Annotated in this window: 23 protein-coding genes; 20 read left to right on the top strand and 3 right to left on the bottom strand. The window is 66.3% G+C overall.

The annotated features are described in order from the left end of the window. Nucleotides 1-143 precede the first annotated feature (143 nt). From ACFXB5_RS00360 to ACFXB5_RS00340, 5 genes are all read left to right on the top strand, one after another. Entirely contained in the window at nucleotides 144-1,478 is a 1,335-nt protein-coding gene (locus ACFXB5_RS00360; protein WP_385200972.1) for a hypothetical protein, read from the top strand. 2 nt (nucleotides 1,479-1,480) lie between these two features. After that, entirely contained in the window at nucleotides 1,481-2,386 is a 906-nt protein-coding gene (locus ACFXB5_RS00355; RefSeq protein ID WP_385200971.1) for a ParB N-terminal domain-containing protein, read from the top strand. 25 nt (nucleotides 2,387-2,411) lie between these two features. Further along, nucleotides 2,412-2,945, top strand: coding sequence for a hypothetical protein (locus tag ACFXB5_RS00350; protein ID WP_385200969.1), 534 nt, complete (start codon nucleotides 2,412-2,414; stop codon nucleotides 2,943-2,945). Continuing rightward, nucleotides 2,942-4,435, top strand: coding sequence for a terminase large subunit domain-containing protein (locus tag ACFXB5_RS00345; RefSeq protein ID WP_385200967.1), 1,494 nt, complete (start codon nucleotides 2,942-2,944; stop codon nucleotides 4,433-4,435). Before ACFXB5_RS00350 ends, ACFXB5_RS00345 begins: the two co-directional genes overlap by 4 nt. A gap of 273 nt (nucleotides 4,436-4,708) precedes the next feature. Next, complete coding sequence (locus ACFXB5_RS00340; protein ID WP_385200964.1) at nucleotides 4,709-5,710, top strand: DNA methyltransferase; 1,002 nt, start codon at nucleotides 4,709-4,711, stop codon at nucleotides 5,708-5,710. On the opposite strand, the gene ACFXB5_RS00335 is transcribed toward ACFXB5_RS00340, so the two are convergent. Further along, on the bottom strand, nucleotides 5,707-6,636 hold the full coding sequence (locus tag ACFXB5_RS00335) for a hypothetical protein (RefSeq protein WP_385200962.1): 930 nt from the start codon (nucleotides 6,634-6,636) through the stop codon (nucleotides 5,707-5,709). The genes ACFXB5_RS00340 and ACFXB5_RS00335 overlap by 4 nt on opposite strands. Nucleotides 6,637-6,802: 166 nt before the next feature. On the opposite strand from ACFXB5_RS00335, the gene ACFXB5_RS00330 reads away from it, so the two are divergent. The 6 genes from ACFXB5_RS00330 to ACFXB5_RS00305 all read left to right on the top strand — a co-directional run bounded on the left by ACFXB5_RS00330 (nucleotide 6,803) and on the right by ACFXB5_RS00305 (nucleotide 11,623). Continuing rightward, complete coding sequence (locus ACFXB5_RS00330; RefSeq protein WP_385200960.1) at nucleotides 6,803-8,569, top strand: hypothetical protein; 1,767 nt, start codon at nucleotides 6,803-6,805, stop codon at nucleotides 8,567-8,569. Nucleotides 8,570-8,651: 82 nt separating this feature from the next. Then, nucleotides 8,652-9,356, top strand: coding sequence for a hypothetical protein (locus tag ACFXB5_RS00325; RefSeq protein ID WP_385200958.1), 705 nt, complete (start codon nucleotides 8,652-8,654; stop codon nucleotides 9,354-9,356). Between the two features lie 102 nt (nucleotides 9,357-9,458). Next, nucleotides 9,459-9,875 (top strand): head decoration protein, encoded by a 417-nt coding sequence (locus tag ACFXB5_RS00320; protein ID WP_385200956.1) that lies wholly within the window; start codon nucleotides 9,459-9,461, stop codon nucleotides 9,873-9,875. A gap of 14 nt (nucleotides 9,876-9,889) precedes the next feature. After that, nucleotides 9,890-10,939 (top strand): major capsid protein, encoded by a 1,050-nt coding sequence (locus ACFXB5_RS00315; RefSeq protein WP_385200955.1) that lies wholly within the window; start codon nucleotides 9,890-9,892, stop codon nucleotides 10,937-10,939. Continuing rightward, complete coding sequence (locus ACFXB5_RS00310) at nucleotides 10,939-11,226, top strand: hypothetical protein (protein WP_385200953.1); 288 nt, start codon at nucleotides 10,939-10,941, stop codon at nucleotides 11,224-11,226. Before ACFXB5_RS00315 ends, ACFXB5_RS00310 begins: the two co-directional genes overlap by 1 nt. 64 nt (nucleotides 11,227-11,290) lie before the next feature. Then, a complete protein-coding gene (locus tag ACFXB5_RS00305) occupies nucleotides 11,291-11,623 on the top strand; it encodes a hypothetical protein (protein WP_385200952.1) in 333 nt (110 codons plus the stop codon). A gap of 21 nt (nucleotides 11,624-11,644) precedes the next feature. On the opposite strand, the gene ACFXB5_RS00300 is transcribed toward ACFXB5_RS00305, so the two are convergent. Then, nucleotides 11,645-12,205 carry a GNAT family N-acetyltransferase gene (locus tag ACFXB5_RS00300; RefSeq protein ID WP_385200950.1) on the bottom strand — a complete coding sequence of 187 codons (561 nt, stop codon included), beginning with the start codon at nucleotides 12,203-12,205 and terminating at the stop codon, nucleotides 11,645-11,647. 24 nt (nucleotides 12,206-12,229) lie between these two features. Continuing rightward, complete coding sequence (locus ACFXB5_RS00295) at nucleotides 12,230-13,558, bottom strand: hypothetical protein (protein ID WP_385200948.1); 1,329 nt, start codon at nucleotides 13,556-13,558, stop codon at nucleotides 12,230-12,232. A 598-nt stretch (nucleotides 13,559-14,156) separates the two neighbouring features. Here ACFXB5_RS00295 and ACFXB5_RS00290 point away from each other — a divergent pair. The 9 genes from ACFXB5_RS00290 (at nucleotide 14,157) to ACFXB5_RS00250 (ending at nucleotide 20,465) form a co-directional block, all read left to right on the top strand. After that, complete coding sequence (locus tag ACFXB5_RS00290; protein WP_385200946.1) at nucleotides 14,157-14,564, top strand: ATP-binding protein; 408 nt, start codon at nucleotides 14,157-14,159, stop codon at nucleotides 14,562-14,564. Nucleotides 14,565-14,584: 20 nt separating this feature from the next. After that, the gene (locus tag ACFXB5_RS00285; RefSeq protein ID WP_385200944.1) at nucleotides 14,585-15,004 is read left to right on the top strand and encodes a DUF6415 family natural product biosynthesis protein; all 420 of its coding nucleotides are present in this window, start codon (nucleotides 14,585-14,587) and stop codon (nucleotides 15,002-15,004) included. A gap of 727 nt (nucleotides 15,005-15,731) precedes the next feature. Next, entirely contained in the window at nucleotides 15,732-15,941 is a 210-nt protein-coding gene (locus ACFXB5_RS00280) for a hypothetical protein (RefSeq protein ID WP_385200942.1), read from the top strand. A 205-nt stretch (nucleotides 15,942-16,146) separates the two neighbouring features. Beyond that, nucleotides 16,147-16,524, top strand: coding sequence for a hypothetical protein (locus ACFXB5_RS00275; protein ID WP_385200941.1), 378 nt, complete (start codon nucleotides 16,147-16,149; stop codon nucleotides 16,522-16,524). Nucleotides 16,525-16,636: 112 nt separating this feature from the next. Continuing rightward, the gene (locus ACFXB5_RS00270) at nucleotides 16,637-16,882 is read left to right on the top strand and encodes a helix-turn-helix domain-containing protein (RefSeq protein WP_385200939.1); all 246 of its coding nucleotides are present in this window, start codon (nucleotides 16,637-16,639) and stop codon (nucleotides 16,880-16,882) included. 38 nt (nucleotides 16,883-16,920) lie between these two features. Next, a complete protein-coding gene (locus ACFXB5_RS00265) occupies nucleotides 16,921-17,751 on the top strand; it encodes a helix-turn-helix domain-containing protein (protein WP_385200937.1) in 831 nt (276 codons plus the stop codon). Between the two features lie 295 nt (nucleotides 17,752-18,046). Further along, nucleotides 18,047-19,003, top strand: coding sequence for an endonuclease/exonuclease/phosphatase family protein (locus ACFXB5_RS00260; protein WP_385200935.1), 957 nt, complete (start codon nucleotides 18,047-18,049; stop codon nucleotides 19,001-19,003). Between the two features lie 14 nt (nucleotides 19,004-19,017). Next, nucleotides 19,018-20,259, top strand: coding sequence for a methyltransferase, FxLD system (gene fxlM, locus ACFXB5_RS00255; RefSeq protein ID WP_385200934.1), 1,242 nt, complete (start codon nucleotides 19,018-19,020; stop codon nucleotides 20,257-20,259). Nucleotides 20,260-20,309: 50 nt separating this feature from the next. Continuing rightward, nucleotides 20,310-20,465 (top strand): FxLD family lanthipeptide, encoded by a 156-nt coding sequence (locus ACFXB5_RS00250; RefSeq protein WP_385200932.1) that lies wholly within the window; start codon nucleotides 20,310-20,312, stop codon nucleotides 20,463-20,465. The last annotated feature ends 107 nt before the right edge of the window (nucleotides 20,466-20,572 follow it).

Genomic DNA, 20,572 nt, shown 5'->3' with positions numbered 1-20,572 from the left:
GTTTTGGGTGCCCCCCCCCCCCCGCGGGTGTGTTGTTTAATTTTTTCCTGGGGTATTGCGCTCCTTTTTGTTGGTCCCCCCCCCCCCCCCGGCCCCGCCCCCCCCGGCCCCGGGCGCTGTCGTTCCGCCCCAGGAGGCGAGAGATGTTCCAGGGCACCATCCCGGGCCCCATGCGCGCCATCGTGCGCGAGACTGCCAGCAGTTGGCCGCGCGCCGAGGTTTACGTACCGTGCTGCGGCAACTTCACCATCGAGCGGTCCCTGGCCGGCATGGGCTTCGCCCTGCGCTCCTCGGACGTCTCGATCTACACCACTGCTATTGGCCGGTGGCTTACCCGGCAGCCGGTCGGTATCCAGCTCCGCGACGAAAGCACAGACCGGCTCGGTTGGCTGGCCGATTCCCTGGATGATGGCGTGGGCACGGTCGCCACGATGATGCTGGGCACGCGGTTCCTCGCCAGCGTCGGCCGCGAAGGGCTGTGGCACGAACGGGTGGTGCGCTCCTACCGGGAACAGTGGAAGGCCAAGCACGCGGAGACGGTCGAGCGGCTGTCCGGCTCAGCCGTCGAACTCGCCTCGTACGAGGTGGAGGATGTGCGCACCTGGCTCCAGAAGGTTCCCCGTGACGCCCCGGTGTGCTCCTTCCCTCCCTTCTACGGCGGCGGCTACGAGAAGCTGTACGAGCCGCTGGAGGCCCACTTCACCTGGGACGCGCCCCAGTACGAGCCGCTGTCCAACGACGACGTGGTCAGCGTGCTCGGCGCGATCACGGACCGCCCGTACTGGCTGACGGCGTCCAACCATGACGTGCCCGAGCTGTACCCCTACCTGCGCGGCGTGATCAAGGCGACCCCGCGCGCCGCTCCCTTCTACGTGTACGCCAGTCAGGCCCCGACGCGGATCGTCGCCCCGCGCCAGCCAATCGAGCCGGTGAAGGCTCCCCGCCTGCGCGAGGGTGACGAACTGGTTGGGCCGATCACGCTGTCGCTGCTTAAGCCCGGTCAGTTCAACGCGCTGCGCTCCCGGTACCTCAACCCGAGGATCGCGCCGGGCGCGGCGAACCTGGCCGTCGCGGTCCGGGACGGCGGCGGGCGGCTGCTGGGCGTGTTCGCGATGGCACCGAGCACGTTCACGCCGGACGAGGCGTACGTGCTCTCGGACTTCGCGGTCGCGCCGACCGACTACCCGCGGTTGTCGAAGCTGATCGTGCTCGCGGCCACCAGCGCGGAGGCGCAGTTGCTGTGCCAGCGGGCGTTCTCGCGGCGGATCCGGCGGGTGGCGACGACGGCGTTCAGCAACAACCCGGTGTCGATGAAGTACCGCGGGCTGCTGCGGCTGCACAAGCGCAGCCCATCGAACGAGGACGGCTGGAAGTTCCAGCTCCAGTACCGGGGGGCGATGGGCCAGCACACGCTGGCCGAGGCCCTTCAGACGTGGGTGAAGCGGTGGGGCACCCCGACGACGAAGACGGGAGTCTGACCATGGAGACCGAGTCCACTCGGCTCGCCCCGCCGCAGATGGTGCAGGGCGACCCGCGCACGCTGACGCTGCTCGACGTCAACGCGCGGTTCCTGCCACATGAGCAGTTCCGGCAGCTTGTGGCGAATATCGAGCGGGACGGCTGCTTGACCTCGACGCCGCTGGTCTGGAACGACCGCGCATCGGGGCGGCTGGTCGTGCTGTCCGGGAATCACCGCACGCTGGCGGCGATCGAGGCCGGTCTGTCGCAGATCTGGTGGATGCAGATAGACGAGCCGCTGCCCCGGCAGCGGCAGATCGCGCTCCAGCTCTCGCACAACGCCATCGCCGGGAAGGACGATCCGGCGATCCTGAAGGAGCTGTACGAGGAGTTGGAGTCGGTGGAGTGGCGGCAGTACACGGGCCTGGACGACAAGGCCCTGGACCTGCTGGAGAAGGTGGACGTCGCCTCCCTGGGTGAGGCGAACCTGGACTTCGCCAGCGTGCAGTTCATGTTCCTGCCCGCCGAGCTGGAGCGGGCCGAGGCCGCTTTCGACGCGGCCCGCTCCACGGCGACGGCTGACCGGCGGTGGGCGGCCGGGCTGGAGCAGTACGAGCTGGTGCTCGATGCGCTGGAGACCTCCCGAGCCGCGTACAAGATCGGCAACAGCGCCACGGCACTCGGCGTGATACTCGCTGTGTTCGAGCGGCACCTGGGCGAGCTGGCCGAGGGCTGGTTCGACGCCGCCTCCGGGGAGGCGACGAGGGCGGGGACGGCGCCGATGGAGACGGTGTTCGGCGTGCGGGATCTGCCGGTGGAGACAGCCGTCGTCGTGCGGGCGGCCATCGACCGGATGGTGCAGGACGGAACCGTGCCTGCCGACGAGCCGTGGCGGGCGCTGGAAGTCCTGGCCGCGCAGCAGAACTAGCCGGCCGTCGGCCAGGAGGTGAGCGGTGGCCGAGGGCACCGTGGAGTCCTGGGAGCGGCAGAGCGGGGAGTCGGTCCAGGCGTTCGAGGCGTTCACCGTGTACCGCGATCTCGGCCCGGAGCGGAGTGTTACGAAGGTGGCACGGGAGTTGGATAAATCCCGCGCGCTGGTGGGCCGGTGGTCGCGGCAGTTCGCATGGGTGATGCGGGCGGCGGCGTATGACCGGGAGCAGGACCGGCTGTTCCTCGCGGAGCAGGCGCAGGCGCGGCGGGATATCGCCCGTAGGCATGCGAAGTTGGCGCAGGCCGTGCAGAGCAAGGCGGTGGCCCGGCTTCAGACGCTTGACCCGCGGGAGCTGTCGGCGTCGGAGTTGCTGCGCTACATCCAGGTCGCGGCGGAGATCGAGCGGCGGGCCGTGGGTGAGGCACCGGTGGTCGGGGCGGTCGAGGACCGGGACCAGGGCGCTGACGTGGCTTCGCTGTCGGACGAGGAGCGCCGGGCCCGGATGGATCAGTTGCGCAGGGAGCTGGAGCGTCGGTTGTCGGAGGGCGCGCAGTGAGCCGTGGCCGGGCCAAGCGCCGCATGGCCGAGGACTTTGCGGACCCATCGGTGATGAGCGAGGAGCAGCTGAGGGCCGAGGTAGCGGCACTGGTCCGGGCCGATGAGCTGTCGGCTCGGCGGTGGGCGTGTGAGGTCCCGAACTGTGACGGGCTGCCCCATGCGGGGTGGCTGCATCACCATGCCCGTGCAGCGCAGCGTCGGCCGTTGTGGCTGTGGACGGTGTGGATGCTGCTCACCGGCCGTGGCTGGGGGAAGTCGCGGACGGCGGTGGAGGCGGTGCGGGAGTGGGCGCGGAGTCCGGGGTTGCAGATCGCGGTGGTGGCGAAGAACGCGACGTTGGTGCGGGACATCTGCTTCGAGTCCCCGAAGTCGGGGCTGCTGTCGGTGTTCCCGCCGGAGGAGGTGGCGAAGTACAACTCCTCGCTTGGGGAGACGACGCTGCGGCTGGTGAACGGCACGCTGATCCGGGGGTTCGGCGCGGAGACGCCGGACAACCTGCGCGGCTGGGCGTTCGACAAGGCGTGGTGCGACGAGTACGCGGCTTGGTCGCGGCACACCGCGCAAGAGGTCTACGACATGTTGTGGTTCTGCCTGCGCGAGGCGGACACTCCACAGGTTGTGATCTCCACGACGCCGAAGCCGCTCCCTCATGTCAAGCGGCTCGTTGAGCGCGGACGGGCGCAGGAGAAGGCGCATCGGGAGGGCGGGAAGCCGCCGCGGGTGGTGCTGACCCGCGGGCACATGCGGGAGAACGACGCGAACCTGAGCCCGGCGGCGCGGGCGGAGCTGGAGGAGGAGTACGCCGGCACCCGGCTGGGGCGGCAGGAGCTGTCCGGCGAGCTGCTCGAGGACGTGGAGGGCGCACTGTGGAAGGGCTGGATGCTGGAGGTCGAGGGCTTCCGGCCTCGGCCCGAGCACCTGCCGGACCTCCAGCGCGTGGTGGTGGCCGTGGACCCGGCCACGAAGTCGCACGAGAACGCGGATATGACGGCATTCACCGTGGCTGGGCGCGGGTTCCCGGTGGAGACCACGTTCGGGGACGACCGGCCTCGTGGGTATCTGCTGCACTGCGAGCAGGACCGGTACACGCCGACGCAAGCGATGAAGCGGGCCGCCACGCTGTACCACGAGCACCGGGCGGACTGCGTGGTCATCGAGGCGAACAACGGCGGCGACTACCTGCCCGCGCTCCTGGAGCAGGTGGACCCGACCGTGAACTGGCGCATCGTTCACGCCACGAGAGGAAAGCGGGCGCGGGCGGCCCCGGTCGCCCAGCTGTACGAGCAGGCTCGGGTGTCTCATGTCGGCCCGGCTCGGCGGTTCGCAGAGCTGGAGGAGCAGATGACCACGTTCGTCGGCCAGGGCGAGACGGAGGACTCGCCGGACCTGCTGGACTCGGCGGTGTGGGCGCTGTGGGATCTGTTCCTCGATCCGACGATGCCGCCTCCGCGTGCCGCGAACGATCAGAGAGTGAAGGGGCGTCGGTAGGCTGTCTCAGCGCCTGCCCGCACCATCCATTGCGTATCGGAGCGAGAAGTAGGCGTTGATCATCCGAGATGAAGAGGGTCGAATTATCTGTGTAAAGTCCGCTCATCCCTGCTGTTGACGGTACCATTGGGCGACCTGATCAAAAACAAGCATTTGGGTGGACCGGAAGGGGGAACAAAAGCGCCGGAATTGTATTTCCGGGCTGCATTGATATATACTCTCTCTAGAATCGTTCCTATTTGATACGCAATCCATGGCGCCCCGAGGTTGAACATGACAGATTTCCGCGAAATTACGCCTCCTCTGCAGGAGAGGACGGCAGAGGTCTTTGAGGGCGATGCCTATGACCTCATGGAAAAGATTCCAGCGGAATCTGTCGACCTGATCATTACATCCCCTCCTTACTGGGGTCTTCGTACATATGGCCTCGACCACAATGGCGAAATTCTGCGGGAGTGGGAAGCTGAAGGCGGCAGCAAGGAGGAGGCACCGCCGTACGATTGGTATCGGCTGCATGGGGGGTGCCTGGGGCTGGAGCCGCTGCCGGAGTGGTACGTAAGCAACCTGGTAGAGATCTTCCAGCGCGGCGCCTCCGCCTTGAAGCCGGGCGGTAGCATGTGGATCAATATCGGGGACACGTACTTTGCCCGCTGGTCGAGCATTCGGATGGATGGTCGGCAGGGTCTTGGCGACAATCCGCGAATGCGCAGGAAGACCCCGATGGGAGGGTTCCGGCAGGAGAAGCAGATGCTGCTGATTCCAGCACGGTTCGCAATCGCCATGCAGGATAAGCGGTGGATTCTCCGGAATGACCTAATCTGGGAGAAGCGGAACGTGCCGCCACGCCCAGAAAAGGACCGTCTCCGACTGGCGCATGAGCACTTCTTTCACTTTGTGAAGCGCCCGAAGGAAGGGCGAGCAAAGTACTACTACGATCTTGCTGCTGTGGAAGACGGGGCTCGCGACGTCATCCAAGTGAACGTTGCGCCAGGGTCGGATGGGCACTCGGCAACCTTCCCTGTGAAGTTGATTGAGCCTCGAATCTTGAGCTCGTGCCCCCCTAACGGCCTTGTCTTGGATCCGTTCTGCGGTACGGGCAGGTCGCTTGCGGTGGCTGTAAAGAACGGTCGCCGCGCTATGGGGTTTGAAATCACTTCGAATTTCTCGACTTCTGCCCGAGTCAACGCCACCAACCTGAACTTTGCTATCGAGTCCGTTGATGAGGCGGATCTCCCTCTCCAGAGAGATGGTGACCCGCAGTCTCAACTGTTCTAGATCGTGAACAGGCCCTGCTGGCTGGATGGCGCCTTCTTCCGTGCCTTGGCTACGAAGTCTGAACGAAGGTCGCCGCCCTCGCTGCTCGAAGTAAAGGCTTCGATGTAGTTCGACAGTGTGGTGCGTGTGGATTCGACCAGGGAAAGGCTCAGTTTTCCTTCCGAGTCCAAGTCGCCAGTGTATTCGAACCCGGCAAACGTAATATCCCAGGGTTCGTCGTCTTCGACCGGGGTGAAGTCAACTCTCGACCTGAGTTGTTTCAGGATGCTGTCCTGCATGACGACATACAGGGGTACATTTATTTGCTTCAGGTATTCCCCCTTTTCGGCAACCTGGGTTGCTAGGCGCTTGTAGACGTTTCCCGTGTTTACGCCGTAGTCAACCTTGTCGTGCTTGCGCTTCTTGTGCTTTGCCTCGGCGGTGAAATATGCACGCCAGTTCGCAGTGTCGCCTTTCTTCCATGCTTCCAGGGCTGGGCCGACACCACCGCCCCGCAAATCGATCGACTGTGTTTCGATGGCGATGATGCGAGTTCCATCCGGGGCGGAAGGGTCATCAGAGAAGGCGACATAGTCGATATTGCGCTTCGGTGCGATCGTGGCCGTTACTTCAGAAACCACCGTTACGTTATCGGTGCCGAAGTAGTCAGTCACTGCCCAGTTCACGGGAGGCCCGTCCAGGCGGTGATCGCAAACAGCGTATGTCTTTTGTTCCCCCTTATCCCACGAGGCGGCATAAGCTACCGAGCAGTAGCCAAGGTGGTATTGCTTTTCCTTCTCACACAGGCCGCCAGCGAAGGGGCATGCTTTCTCGTCCTCGCTCCATGCCTTAGCGGCGGCAGGTGCGGCGCTGTCGTGGGGGAATCCGAAGACTTCGACGATGGGGAAAAAGGTTCCTCGCGTGCTCCGACCGTTACTTTGCACCATCCCGACATGATAGCCGCAGCGGTGTGTCGCCAAGGCGCCTGCTGCTTACGGCACTTGAGCCCTGGCGCGGATGCGGCCCGTCTTCCAGTTGCCGTGATCACAGCTCGCCTGAAGCTGGCGACTACGCTGAGGGCCGAGCGCGGGGCCGATGTTCTTGGAGGGACCCGTGGGCCTGCGCCGATTCGTCATTGATGCCTGGTCGTGGCTGAACTACAAGCCGGTGATGGCTGATGCCGGCCGACCGGCGAGCCGGGCGTTCCCTGAGCTGGCGGCTCCGTGGCTGCCGCCTCATGAGCTGCGGAGGCTGGCGGCGTACAAGGTGCTCGCCTCGTACGACAACAACCAGGCCGGACAGCTCGCTGCCGCTGGGGGTGGCGAGGCTGCGCTGGAGCGGCGTGAACTGGGGGACGCCGCGAAGCTCGTGGACGCCGCGCTCGGGTACCTGCTCGGCTCGGAGCAGAAGATCGTGGTGGAGGGTGCGGAGCACGCCGAGGGGGAGGCGCCGAAGCCCGGGGCGACGGAGGCTGCCGCGTTGCAGGAGCGGCTGCGGACCTGGGCCGATAAGGAGCTGTTGACGCTGCGTATCCAGCAGGCTGAGCGGGCGGCGGTGTTGCTGGGTGACAGCGTGTACGTGCTGGCGTGGAATCCGGAGAAGCAGCGGCCAACGCTGAGGGTGTACGACCCGGGCTTCTACTTCCCGCAGTGGGAGGACGAGGACGCCGACTTCCCTTCCCGGGTGCACCTGGCGTGGGAGTTGCCGGAGGACCGCGAGGCGGGGCTGAAGGCCCGGGTGCGGCGAGTGACGTACGAGCTGGGCCCTGTTTCCGAAGAGGACGAGAGCCTGGTGCGGCAGTACCCGTGGAGCCCTGGGCGTCCGTCGAGGATGACGTGCTACCTGACGGACGCCGAGTGGCTGCTGGAGGACATCAAGCGGGGGCAGACGCTGGACCGGCTGCCGATGGACAAGGCCAGCTTCAGGGTGCGGCCGGACGGCACGGAGCTGCACCGGCTGGATCTGATGATTGACTTCTTGCCGGTCATACACATCACGAACACGATCCCTGATGGCGGGGAGCATTGGGGCCGCTCCGCTATCGCGCGGGTGCTTCAGGGTCTGGATGAGCTGGCGGCCACCGACTCGGATGCTTCGGCGGCGTCGGCGACGACGGGGACGCCGATCATCGGGCTGGCCGGGGTGCGGCTGCCGGTGGATCGGGCGACGGGGAAGCCGGAGAAGCTGACGGTTCAGGCTGGGGCGGTATGGCAGCTCGGCGAGACCGGGCGGATGGACGCGCTGGACACCTCGCCGCAGTTGGCGGAGTTGCGGGCCCGGGTGGAGCACCTGCTGGACCGGATCGCGGCCAACAGCCGTGTTACGGCAGCCGGGTTGGGGACGCTGGACGCCTCGGAGGTGCCCTCGGGGTACGCGTTGAAGCTGGCGCTCGGGCCCTTGGACGCGTTGGTGGGGATGATGCGGCTGGCCCGGGAGCACAAGTACAGGCTGCTGTTCAAGATGGTGCAGCGGCTGTACCAGGCCGGACGGGCGGAGGGATGGGCGGCCGGAGAGACGCTGCGGGCGCGGCTGTCGTGGGCGCCGCACACACCGACGGACCGGGCGGCGGTGCTTGAGGAGGTCGTCCAGGCGTACGGCGCCGGGGTCATCTCCCTGGAGACGGCGGTGACGATGTTGGTTGACGCGGGCTACCCGATCAAGGACGCGGCGGAGGAAGTGGAGCGCATCCGCACGAAAGCGCAGGAGGAGACGGCAGCGCGGATGGCGGAGGCAGCCGCCCGCCGCGGGGACGCGGATCAAGAGTCGGGGAACGAGGAGGAACCACCAGAAAGCGAGGCTGGCGGAGATGGAAAGTCGTCGAAGGGCAGCGACGGGCGGGCTGTGCCATTCGGGTTCGCGTCTGGCAGCGGGCGGCGGTAGTGGGCGGCCGGTACGCGGTAGTGCTGTCGGCGGCCATGACTACACTGATCCACAGCGCGGGGGCGCGCACTGGAGGAGTTGTATGGTCCGGCCCCTACCGACTGGCAGCCCTGTCGGCTATCGCCGTGATGGGCGGCCGATCTTCCCGATTCTCGGGGCCTCGTCCGAGGACGGGACGAACGACCAGCTGGACGACGGCGCCGACGACGGCGGCCAGGAGCAGCAGGTCACCGTGACCCAGGACCGCCTGGGGAAGATGCTGACGAAGGAGAAGGCCCAGGGCGAACGGGCTGCAATCAAGCGTCTGTTGGCTACCCTCGGATTCGATACGCCGAAGGCGTTGACGGAGTTCGTCACCGCCCAGCGGGAGGCTGAGCAAGCCGCGCTGTCGGAGGTCGAGCGGCGGGAGCAGGCGGCGGCCGAGCGGGAGTTGCAGGCCGCACGCCGTGAGGAGCTGGCCGCAGAGCGGGAGCGTGCGGCGATTCGTCGAGCGGCGCTGGTGGCGCTGGGCGCGGAAGGCGATGACCTCACCGACGCTGAGCGGCTGCTGGTCGTCGATGACGAGGACGCCGACGAGGCGCGGGTCCAGGCGGCGGCCGAGGCCCTGCGTTCCCGACGACCGGAGCTGTTCGGCGAGGTGCGCAGCCTCGTACCGGCGGCCCCAGCGGGCGCTCCGGCTGGGCGGGGACCATCGCGGACGACCTCTCCGCAGAAGCCGGGGTCGGCCGGGCTGGAGATGGCCCGGCGCCGGGGCCTGATCCCGGAGTTCAGTGACGCCGCGAGCTGACCGGTAGCGCATACAGGGGACCACGCCCCTTCTCCCCGTGGACGGCACTGCTCTGGAGGGCGGTGTGCGGAAGCTGACCGCATCGTCCAATGGAGACAGAGCATGTCCATTCAGCCTGTTGAGTCCTCGCAGTACCTGACCGCGAACCGGGAGTGGCTGGCGTCGCTGCACGGCGCCGACCAGACCGACACGATCACCCTCGACCTGCCGCTGTTCACCGAAGGGGTGCACTACGAGTGCGGTGAGTGCTGCGATCCGTATGGCCGGGTCTTCTCGGGTGTGCCGGTCGGCAAGGTCAGCGAGTCGGGCCTGTACGGGCCGTATGACCCCGAGGCGCACTGCGGCCGTCAGGTGCTGCGTGGCTTCGTGATCGCGGAGGCGCCGTTCGCGCCGGGGCAGACGCGGGTTCCGGCCGCGCTGCTGTGGCACGGGGCGGTCAAGGCGTCCAAGGTGCCCGGTGGTATCGACCTGTCGCAGCTGGTGTGGCACCCGCGGGCCGCGCTGATCCGGTTCGTGTGAGCGGGGTCTGACCTGTGTCGATTCAGGACCTGTTGAAAGACGTGGGCGTTGTCGATCTGACAGCGTTCGCGCGGGCGATCCCTTCTCCGAAGGACTTCCTCCTGACACAGAAGATCTTCCCGACGCTGGTGCTGCGGGAGGTCAAGTGGCGGGTGAAGGACTCGGGGCGGTACGTCAATGTGGCGAAGTACCGGGCGTTCAATGCGAGCGTGCCGTTCGCCACCCGTGAGGCGTGGCAGACCTCCCGTGAGGGGGCGCTGCCCGCGCTGGGGCAGAAGCTGATGGTCTCCGAGCAGGAACAGATCCTGCTGGAAGCCTCGCACGGCTCGGATCAGGACCGGCTGATCGAGCTGCTGTACGACGATGTCGAGCGGCACGTGGAGGCGATCCAGTCACGCCTGGAGATGGCGGCCGGCGACGTGCTGGCGGACGGGAAGTTTTCGCTGGTGCAGGAGAACGGGCTGACGCTGGAGGTCGACTGGAACGTCCCCGCGGCGAACATGCCGGTCGCGCAACGGCCGTGGTGGGACCCGGCATCGGACCCGATCGCCGATGAGCTCCGGTGGATCCAGCACCTGGACGACGTCGGCGCGCCGGAACCGGAGCTGGTGGTCACCAGCCGGAAGGCGTTCTCCTACCTCGCGGCGAACAACGCCTACCGGGCGGCCTACTACGGCAGCGTAAACCCGTCCACGACGCCAACGGCGACGCTCACGCCACAGCAGATCAACGTGGTGCGCGGTAACTACTCGCTGCCGCCGATCACGTTCTACAAGGCGCAGGTGCGGGTGGACGGCAAGCCACGCAAGGTGCTGCCGGAAGACCTGTGGTGTCTGATCCCGCCGGACCGGGAGAAATGGGCGCAGACCCAGATCGGGGTGACGGCCGAGGCGCTGGTGCTCTCACGCGGCACGAACCCGGAGATCGTCCGCGAGGACGCGCCGGGCATCATCATCACCCGCGGGGTCCAGGACGACCCGGTGCAGATCTACACCAAGGGCGCCGCGGTCGGCATGCCGGTCATGCACACCCCGGACGCGCACATCGTGGCGAAGGTCCTGTGATGCCAGTGCCCCGACTGAAAGCCGCCGTGTATGTGCAGGACCCGGCCACGCGCGAGGAGCTGATCCTCCTGCCTGGCGAGGAGCCCGAACCGCGCCTCGCTGCCCTGGTGACGAACCCCGATGCGTGGGAGGTCTCGCCCGAGGGCGGCGGGCCGGAACCGATCGCGGTCGGCGAGCCGGACCCGACCGCCGAGAAGATGGTCGACCCGGGGTCGGCGGAGGCCGGCGGGGGCGGTGCGAAGAAGCCCCCGCCGCGCCGCTCGCGGTCCGCTTCGGTGTCGCCATGACCCCGCGGTCTGCTACCGGGGACCCCTCGGTGGCAGACCGCTCTCGTACAAGTGGAAGGGCAGGATGGTGGATGAGTTCCAGCGGTCGTGGCTGCTGGCGCAGCTCGGACCGGACACGGACTCAGCCGACCTGGAGCGCCGGTACTTCCGGCTGCGGTCGGTTCGGGCGGTGGCGCTGGAGGTGTTGGGGGAGCGTCGAGCGAAGCTGCTTGCCGACCCGCTGAAGGTCACCGTCGATGGTGTCGTGACCATGGATCTGCAAGAGAACTTGCGTGGCATCGAGCGGCAGATCGAGGCCGTACGTCAAACCCCGGCCCCCGACGACCCCGAGGGTGAGGGCGAAGAGGGGAACACTCTCGCGACGTCGGTCATCGTGCCATCACGCCTCTACCGATAGGAATGGCAGCCTGCTGCTGGCTTAGCCAGGCTGGGGGCAGGAGGTCCATTCTCGCTCAAGCATCGCGTGCACGACGGAGTCGCGCCACTGCCCGGCCTTTTGGATGTGCTCCCGGATGATGCCCTCTTCGACCATGCCCACGCCCGTCATAGTCTTCGCCGAAGCCTTGTTTTGCGGAGAGCGCGCTCCCCAGACACGGTGAAGATGCAGGTCCTCGAATGCGAGGCCGAGCAACAGACGCACGGTCTCCGTCCCGTAGCCAACGCCCCAGGCATCCGGGTGCAGCGCGAAGCCAAATGTGGCCGCGCGCTGCTGGTGCGGATCTGTGGCCAAGCGGCCGAACCCGATCAAGTGGCTGCTGTCGCGCTCGATGACGGCAACCGCGTACTCACTACGGGGCGTCGCCGTGGCCATGGCGATGGAGCGGGCCACGATGTGGTGCACCTCTCCGAGGGTCCGCGGCTCGAATGACAGGTGCTCTGTGGCCTCGTGGTTGCCGTAAATCGCGAACACCGCCTCCACATCCTCGAGGGTGAGTTCACGGAGATTCAGACGCTGGCTTGAGCGGCTAATCGGGTACATGCGGGGGACCTTACTCGCGAGGCCCTACCCCGGCAGCGCCGGGCGCCGCGGCGGAAAGATCTCGATCTCTTCCTGAAGTTCCCGGGCTGCGAGGGCAGTGCGAGCGGGCCCGCTCATGAGCGCCTGACGGACGCGCTGGGCCGAGACGATGATGCCATTGTTCCGGTGCGAGTACGGCAGGTCCAGGACGGGCCGAAGGGCCGCTGCGGCGCCTTCCAGATCTTCGCTGTGGAGCCGGACCAGGGCAAGATCGCACTGCGATCCAGCCAGATCACCGAAGGCCCAGAACGGGGCTTCGGGGTCGCTGAACGCCCGTACAGCCTCTTCCGCTTGGGACGCCAGATGAGCACCGCCGTGACCGAGCAGAGCCTCAGCCTCCACGCTGTAGTAGAGCTGCTTTTCTCGCGAGTAGGTGAGCAGACCGCCGAGTTCATCGAGGTCGTCCAGGACGACACGGTCGCGACGCTCGGTCGACAGCCGATTCACTGAGCGCACGGTGCTCTCGTCTCCCAGGACGGCGGCCGCCCGTGCCTCAAGGCCCAGGAGCCACAGACCGACAGTGCCTTTGAGGTTTGCCGCAATGTGCCCACCCTGCCGGGCGTAATGCATGGCGTCCGTGGGCCTGTCAGCCCAGTACGCGATGAGAGACTTGAGCCCTTCGACCAGCGCACTTAGCCCGTCATGCTCCGCATCCCTGGCATGGGACGCGGCGACCCGTGCCATCGTGCTCGCGTGGTCGCGCTGTTCCATGTCGTTGAAGCCCTTGGCTACGAGGAAGGCAAGCACACCAGCGTTGAAGTGGAGCTCTCGGAGCTGTGATGGCCGGACCCTGCCGCCCTCCAGCGTGCGGAAGACCTGCTCCTGTGTCTCCAGAAGATCGGTCCAGATCTCTGACAGGGGCTCACGTGGGTACGCGCCGACGAGTCGCACAAGGTCGTCGTTGAGCAAGCCCAATGTGTCGTCGCCGACCCTTTCGCGGTCCGCTCCTAGAAGAAACTGCTTCGCGCGCTGAACAGCCATCGCGCCCGTCCTTTTCATGTGATCCAGGTCCATGCCGAGGTTGGCACGGGGTGCAGCCGGTGACGTGCTGGACAGGGGGCGAAAGTCCGGAACGGTTCCCGCAGGAACCTCGGTCCACAGATCGGCGATGCTGTATCCGAGCATTTCCACGATGACCCTTCGGAAGGTCTTCTGTGGACGTCGTCCGTTGTAGAACCACGCCTCGAACGTTGATCGGGATGGATCTACGTTCTCAGCGCCTAACCGAGCAGCTGCCTCCCTATACGGCGGCAGGAAGTCGTCGAGGGTACGAATGTCCTGCTCTTCGAGGATGTACCGGAAGAACGTGCGCATGATGCCACCCATCCCATCCGCCTCAGCGCGTCACTGTGACGACGATAGAACGTCATCCCCAACAACTTGCCCCTCCAGACGGTGCTTAGACGAGCTGAGCACAGTTCAAGGAAGAGACGAGGAAAGACGTCAACTTCGCGCCGAGAAGCGAGGGAGGAACGAGGGTAGAGCCGTGCAGCCGTGATTGGAACGCTCATACAGCCCTTGCAGAGAGTGCTTGAGCGAGCACAATCATGGACTTCAGGAGCTTCCTCGTGTACGAGCAGTCGGCGGCGGTCTTCGAGCCCCCGAACCTGAGTGCCGCAGTGCCATGTGGCACCCGGGGGAACGGTCTGCTGGCGACCTTCTCCAGTCCGGAGCAGGCGGCCCAACCGACTTGCCTGGGCCAGGGGCGGGGTCTCCCATCCCGCCCAGCTGAGGTGCCGCCGCCCTGTCTGCGTCGCAGATCTGTCGGTGCCGTTCACTCGGTGCTGCGCAACCCCCCCCAGAGGACGTGATGAAGACGACTTCCGTCCGGCCGTTCAGAGCCGCACACTGCACTGCGGCAGCGAGGGAACCTGCCGCGTACTCCCACGTCCTTGACCGCGATGGCATGCGGATGAGGTTTCCGATCAGTGCCCGGAGCGGCCAAGACAGTATTCCCGCACAGGACGCGCGGCTTGTCCGGGTGATGCGTCATCTGGCCAAGACATGCCTGGACAACTGCGGCCTCGCCGATATGGCCGACGATGTGGAACTTGTCGTCTCTGAGCTGATCACCAATGCCATCCAGCACAGCCACGGCACGCAGATCACCATGACGCTTCGCCTCGTCTCCGAGGTTCTACGGCTCACCGTGCGGGACGACACCCGCTGTCGGCCTCGCATCCAGCGTCTGCGTGATGATGCAGAGGACGGCCGTGGTTTGTTCCTCGTTCGGCAGATCGCCGAACAGCACCGGGGCTCTTGGGGGATCAGCCCCGACGGCACTATCACCTGGTGTGCCCTTCCCATCCGGAGGCGCTGATGCCTACTCCGGCGATCACCATGTCCACGAAGCAGAGAAATCCTCCTGACGTCGAACAACTGACGCCGTCATTGGACATCGACACCCTGGCGCGCATCCTGGCCGCATTCCGGGACTGGGACCCACTCGACTGGGACACGATCTTCGAAGATCTGGCTGCCGTCTTGGGCCAGGAGGCGCCTGAACACTATGAGCTCGTCGGCCTAGCTGACCGCCTTCACAACGCCCTCTTCCGACTCGTCAGCATCGCTTCGGCCGGCCACGCGTATGAGAAGGATCAGGAAGCGGTTGTGCTGATCAAGCGGGCCCGCACCTTGGATTCCGGGGAGCTGCCGGATGACCGTTGGAAGGCCCTAGGCCACGTTCGCCGACTGGGCTGGGCCACCAACGAGCTGATGGAGCGCCTTTCCCGGACCGGATACATCGATGCTGCGGTCTGACCGCGTCAACAGGACCACCCCTGCGTCTGGTGGGGGAGGGCCGGCCGCCGCCCCTGCTCCAGCTGCCAGGAAGGGAGGGGCGGCGGCTAGACCAGGCGTTATGCGGACCCACTACTCCCTCTTCGGCGTTTTCATCCCGTTCCCCCGCGGAGTCTCGAGGCCGCCGAAGAGGGGCTTTACCCGCAACGAGCACACATCCGAGAGGACGAATATGCGTCGGGACCAGTGCCCGTCACCCACCGGCTGGCTGCCGCCTGACCGTCCCGGTGCTGGGCCTCGGCGTCCACGACCACGTCAGTACTTCGCGGGCGATGTGCGTGTGCCGTACATCGCTGCGTGGACAGGCGAGAACGCGCCTCCGGCCGTGATCACGACGCGACACGGTTGTGGTGGTATGGGCATCGGTTACGCGGACGAATACGGTATCGCCGACCGTCGCCGGGGTGCGCTGTGGATCCGGGTGCCGGTCAAGCCTGGGGCTGGCGCACCACTGCTCGACCGCGTTCACGCCGTGCGCCAGCGGCAGGCGATGAACCACACGCTGTGTCGGTACTGCGGCCGACCCACCGATGACCGGCCCGATGGGCGGCATCTGTTCTTGCTGCACGCAGGGGCCGGCAGGCCGGTCACAGATGGGGAGAGGACGGCCACGCCGCCGGTATGCGATGGCTGTGCCCTTGAGGTACTGGGCCGTCCTTCCGTATGGAGGGAGTGTGCGGCGGCGCTGGTGGAGAACGCCACAGCCTGGGGCGTGGCCGGGATTGTGTACGCACCCGAGACCCTTAGACCGGTGCCCAGCGAGGGCGGTGAGCCGTTCACGCTGGTGGCGTACGACGACCCGCGACTGCCTTGGACCCTCGCCTGCCGCGAAGTCGTCGCGCTCCATGGCTGCACGGCCGTGGACCTTGACGACCTGACGGAGCACACCGCCACCTGAGCCCTCTATCCCCGTGCCAACGCACCAATACCTATCGAAACGAGAAAGGGTCGTTGTGGTCAGCCAACCGCCAGGCCGATTGAGGCTTTCCTCTCGCGAGCGCGAAGCTCTCCAGCACATAGCGAGCGGTATGACGCCGGCAAAAGCGGCCGCGGAGATGGGTGTGGGGACATCCAGAGTGAACGACTGCCTACGGTTCGCCTTGGTGAAGCTGGGCTCCCCCGAACGGCCGGGTGCCGTGCACCGGGCCTACATGCTGGGGGAAATCCCCCCGCCCGAGCACACAAATGACGGTGCGGACCTCGTGCTCAGCGCGGGTCAGTACGAAGTTCTCCGCGGTTTGGCAGGCGGTCAGGATCTGCCATGGATCGCTGCGAACGGCAGGGTGCATGTGGACATCGTGCGCAGGGATGTGCGTGCACTGATGGCACTGGTGGGCGCCGAAACCCCAGAGCATCTTGTCCGTCGTGGCTGGGAGCTCGGCGTACTCGGACCGGCACCGGATAAAGCCCCGGTCCCCCGGCTGTCCGGGGCCCAGGGTGAACTCCTGATGGGACTGATCCAGGCAGCTACTCATGAGTGACCCGTCCTCTGCTCTCAGACACTCGCCTAAGCCGCTCATCTATCACGATCGCAGCTGAGCCTTCTGCGACCGCCATGAAAAGCACGAGCCAACCGCCTTTGGGAATGTAGCCATGACTGCCAACCTGAAAGATCTCCCTCGCATTCCACGAGGGAAGAGGCTTACCGGGAATGCCCGTGAACGCTTCCGTGAGAGCGTTAGTGTCGTCTATTTAAGCGACCCCGACGTGAGCATCAGGGATATAAGTGACGCTACAGGGCGCTCATTCGGGTTTATTCACACGATGCTCAATGAAGCAGGTGTAGAGCTGCGTCGACGCGGCGGAGCGTATCCTCGCGATAAGACGCTGGAGACTTAGAATTTCGGCAAGCGGAGAGCAATACGGTCATAAGGACGATGGTTCTCCGCGCGCTCGAATGGTTGGCCTGTCGAGGGGAGATGATGACGATTACTGCTCCGGATATGGTGCAGAGCCAAGTCGGTGTGCTCAACAAGGTGTCTGCGATCCTCGCCGTGCTGGAAGAGGGACCGGCGCATCTGGAAACGGTGATTTCCGAAACCGGCCTGAAACGTCCCACGGTGCATCGACTCGTTCTCGCTATGCAGGAGCTGGGCCTGGTCGAGGCCGACCAACAGGAGCAGTTCATTATCGGTCCGAGGCTGATTCGCCTGGCAAGAGCGGCGCACCAGGCGATCGCTGACCGTGAACTGCGGCAACAACTCAGCGTGCTACGGACCACAACCGGCATACGATATGTCCGCCTCGAACAGCGTTGCGACGATCAGCGGATCTGCATCGCCGAGGACCCGCGACTCAACTCAGCGGCCAGTGACCGCAAGCCAGCCAGGACAGCGGCGATCGGAGAAGACCCCGTCTCGCGTGTTTTCCTTGCCTGGCGGGGGCTCAGCCAGGGCCACGAAGTCTGGAGCGATGCCGCTACGCGCTCCGCTATACGATGTCGTGGCTGGGTACAGGGCGTTGCCGACAGGGGCCTGGTTCTGGCGGTGGCGGTGCGCGGCCGTAATGGAGAACTGGCCGCCGTCCTGTCGCTATCCAGCCACTTGCAGCGGACACGCCGCGAAGCCTCGTACGGCCACGAAGTAATCACGGTCGCGATCGAGGCCGCCGCCCGCATTTCCAACCACCTCCGCGCCAAAGAGACAACCGGCCTGGCCAAGGGGCTGGAAGACCGCACCCAGCGAGTCGGACCACGGTCCATCGAATAGGCCCCGTTCGGGGCACCGGTTGATGCCGGGTCCCGGTGCCCCGAGCGGTATCAAAGAGGAAAGAAGCACTCACGAGGGAGAAGAAGTGACAGTTCTCGCCTCCGAACCGCTGTAGGAGCAGCATGCGAATCTGATGCAGCACCTGGCCGAGATGTCGCCCTTCCTAAGTGAGCGGTGACACCTCTGTTTGTTAGCGCCTAACTGGGTCGCGCTGGCCCACATACGGGCCAGGGCGACCGCAGGTGGCGATCACCACCGTACCGATACCGGACTCCTGAAAGGAGCGCGCTTTCGCATGGGTGCGATTAACGTGCTGTGCTGGAATTTCGAGCGCAACGGCGCAGACGACCCGGCCAAGCGCCTTCGGGCGCATGAGAAACTGGCTTCCCTTAAACCACACCTGATCCTCCGCCAGGAGATGTGGGGCGCGGAGGCCAACGGCAATACGATCATTTACGAGTTGGAAGGCGCGCTCGGCTTGCGCGGGTGGCTTGGCCCTAAGTCGTGCACCGCTGTCTTCGCCGACCCCAGCGTCTTTCGGGCTGTGCGGGAGTGGCCGGACACCGGACCCATGTGGGTTCTGCCGCCCGCGGCACTGACCATGCGCTACGTGCCTGCGGGCAATGAAGCCACCCCCCTGTCCGTGGTCTCCTACCACCTCAACTACGCCTCGGCCACACACCGGCTCGCCGAAGCCGAGTGGCTGACGACCTGGGCAGACAAGAGGTGGCCCATCCCGGGCGATGACAACCTCACCATCCCGGCGATCCTCGGCGGCGATAACAACGGGTATCCCGTCCGCGGTGCGGCTGGTGATCCGGCGCTGCCCGACATGGCGAAGATCCGTGATCGTCGGCACCGTCTCCACCGCTCGTATGTCGGCCCGGACGGCAGGCGGCAGATGGACACCCGCGTGGACGAAACCCTGCGCACCGCTGGACTGGAGGATGTCGCCCGGTACCGGGCGACCCTCCCGTGCGGCAGTGCGACCGCAGTGTCACGTACGGTTGACGGTTGCTCGACACACGGCCCAGACGCGCGCATCGACAGGATTTACGTCACCACAGACCTGCTGGCTGCGGTGGCCAGCGTCGATGTCATCGAGGTGCCGCTCGACGTATCTGATCACCACATCGTCCGTCTCCGCCTGGACGGCGACCGGCTTTCGGACATCCTCAACCGTCAACCAGTCGGAATCGGCGCGACTCACGGCCAGCTCGGCGAGCACGTTCGAGAAGGAGTGCCCCAGTGACTAACGTCCCCGACGTGACTACAGAACAGACCCAACACCCGGACGCGATCGATCAGTTGCGCGAACAGATGATCGCCAAGCTGCGCGAGTTGAAGGCACTCCGCACCGACGCTGTCGAGCAAGCGTTCCGCGCCGTCCCTCGTCACCTCTTCCTGCCCGAGGTGCCGCTGGAGAAGGCGTACGCCGCCGAGTATTCGCTGACCACCAAGAGGGACGAACAGGGAGTCTCGCTCAGCTCGGTCAGCGCGGCCCGTATCCAGGCGTTCATGCTCGAACAGGCCGACATCCGCCCGGGTATGCGGGTGCTGGAGGTCGGCTCCGGAGGCCCCAACGCTGCACTGATCGACGAACTCGTCGGTCCGGACGGCGAGGTCACCACCATCGACATTGATCCCGACGTGATCGACCGCGCCAACCGACTGCTGCCCGCTGCCGGGTACGGGCGGGTACACGCGCTCGTCGTAGACGGAGCGGAGGGCGAGCCGCAGCACGCCCCATACGACCGGATCGTGCTGACCGTCGAGGCGCCCGATCTTGCGAAAGCCTTGGTGGACCAGCTCACCGGGAACGGGCGGATCGTTGTGCCGCTGCGCCTGCGCGGTCTGGACTGGTCCGTCGCCTTCCACCGCGAAGAGGGGCGCCTGGTGGCCCGCGACTTCGAAGTCTGCGGATTCGTCCCGATGCGCGGGGCCGGGGCGCGGAGTGAGCAGTTGGTCATGCTCCACGAGGGGGAAAACGAAGAGGTCGGCCTGCGGCTGGACGATGTGCATGTCAATGCCGAGCAGATGCGCAAGGCGCTGCATCAGCCGCGGAGCGAGGCATGGGCCGGAGTGACCCTGGGCCTGGGCCTGCCGTACGACGACCTGGAGCTGTGGCTGGTCTCCGTCCTGCCCGAGTTCGCCCTACTCACGGCCACCCGCCAGGCCCGGGACCGCGGGGTGGTTTCCTCCTGGTCGCGGCGGGGCGTGGCCACCCTCCTCGACACAGCCACCGGGTCGTTCGCCTACCTGACGATGCGGCCGACGACCCCGGAGCGGAAGGTGTTCGAGTTCGGCGCGGTCGGGCACGGCCCGGAGGCCGCCAAGACCGCGGATCGGCTGATCACAGAGATCCAGACGTGGGATCGCGACCACCGTGGCCAGACGCCTGAGCTCGCGGCCTACCCGGCCGGTACCCCCGATGACCAGCTCCCTGCGGGGCGCGTCCTGGACCGGCCCGCGTTCCGCTTCACGATCTCCTGGCCCGCTGGGCGGTAAGTCCACGGGACAGGCGCATGTGCACATCCTCAACAACCTCTGGAGGAACGGTGGACACCGTCGGAACGCGCACGACCGACAGCGACTTCGACCTGGACGTGACCTTCGCTGAGAAGGGTTCGCCCGTTGGGGAGCTGATGAACAAGACCAGCGACAACTGTGGCAGCACAACCGAGAGCGCCTGCGCCGGCTGCATCACCGACTAATCGGAGCCGACGTTGAAGCCCGGGGGGGGGCGCCCCCGCCGCGCCGCCCCCGCGGGGCCCCCCCCACGCGGCCCCCGCCCGCGCGGCGCGGCGGGGGGGGGGGGTGC

Source organism: Streptomyces sp. NPDC059455, from assembly GCF_042750115.1.
Taxonomy (GTDB): Bacteria; Actinomycetota; Actinomycetes; order Streptomycetales; family Streptomycetaceae; genus Streptomyces; species Streptomyces endocoffeicus.
Note: the sequence above shows the minus strand (reverse complement) of the source record. Positions and strands in the feature narration are given on the sequence as shown.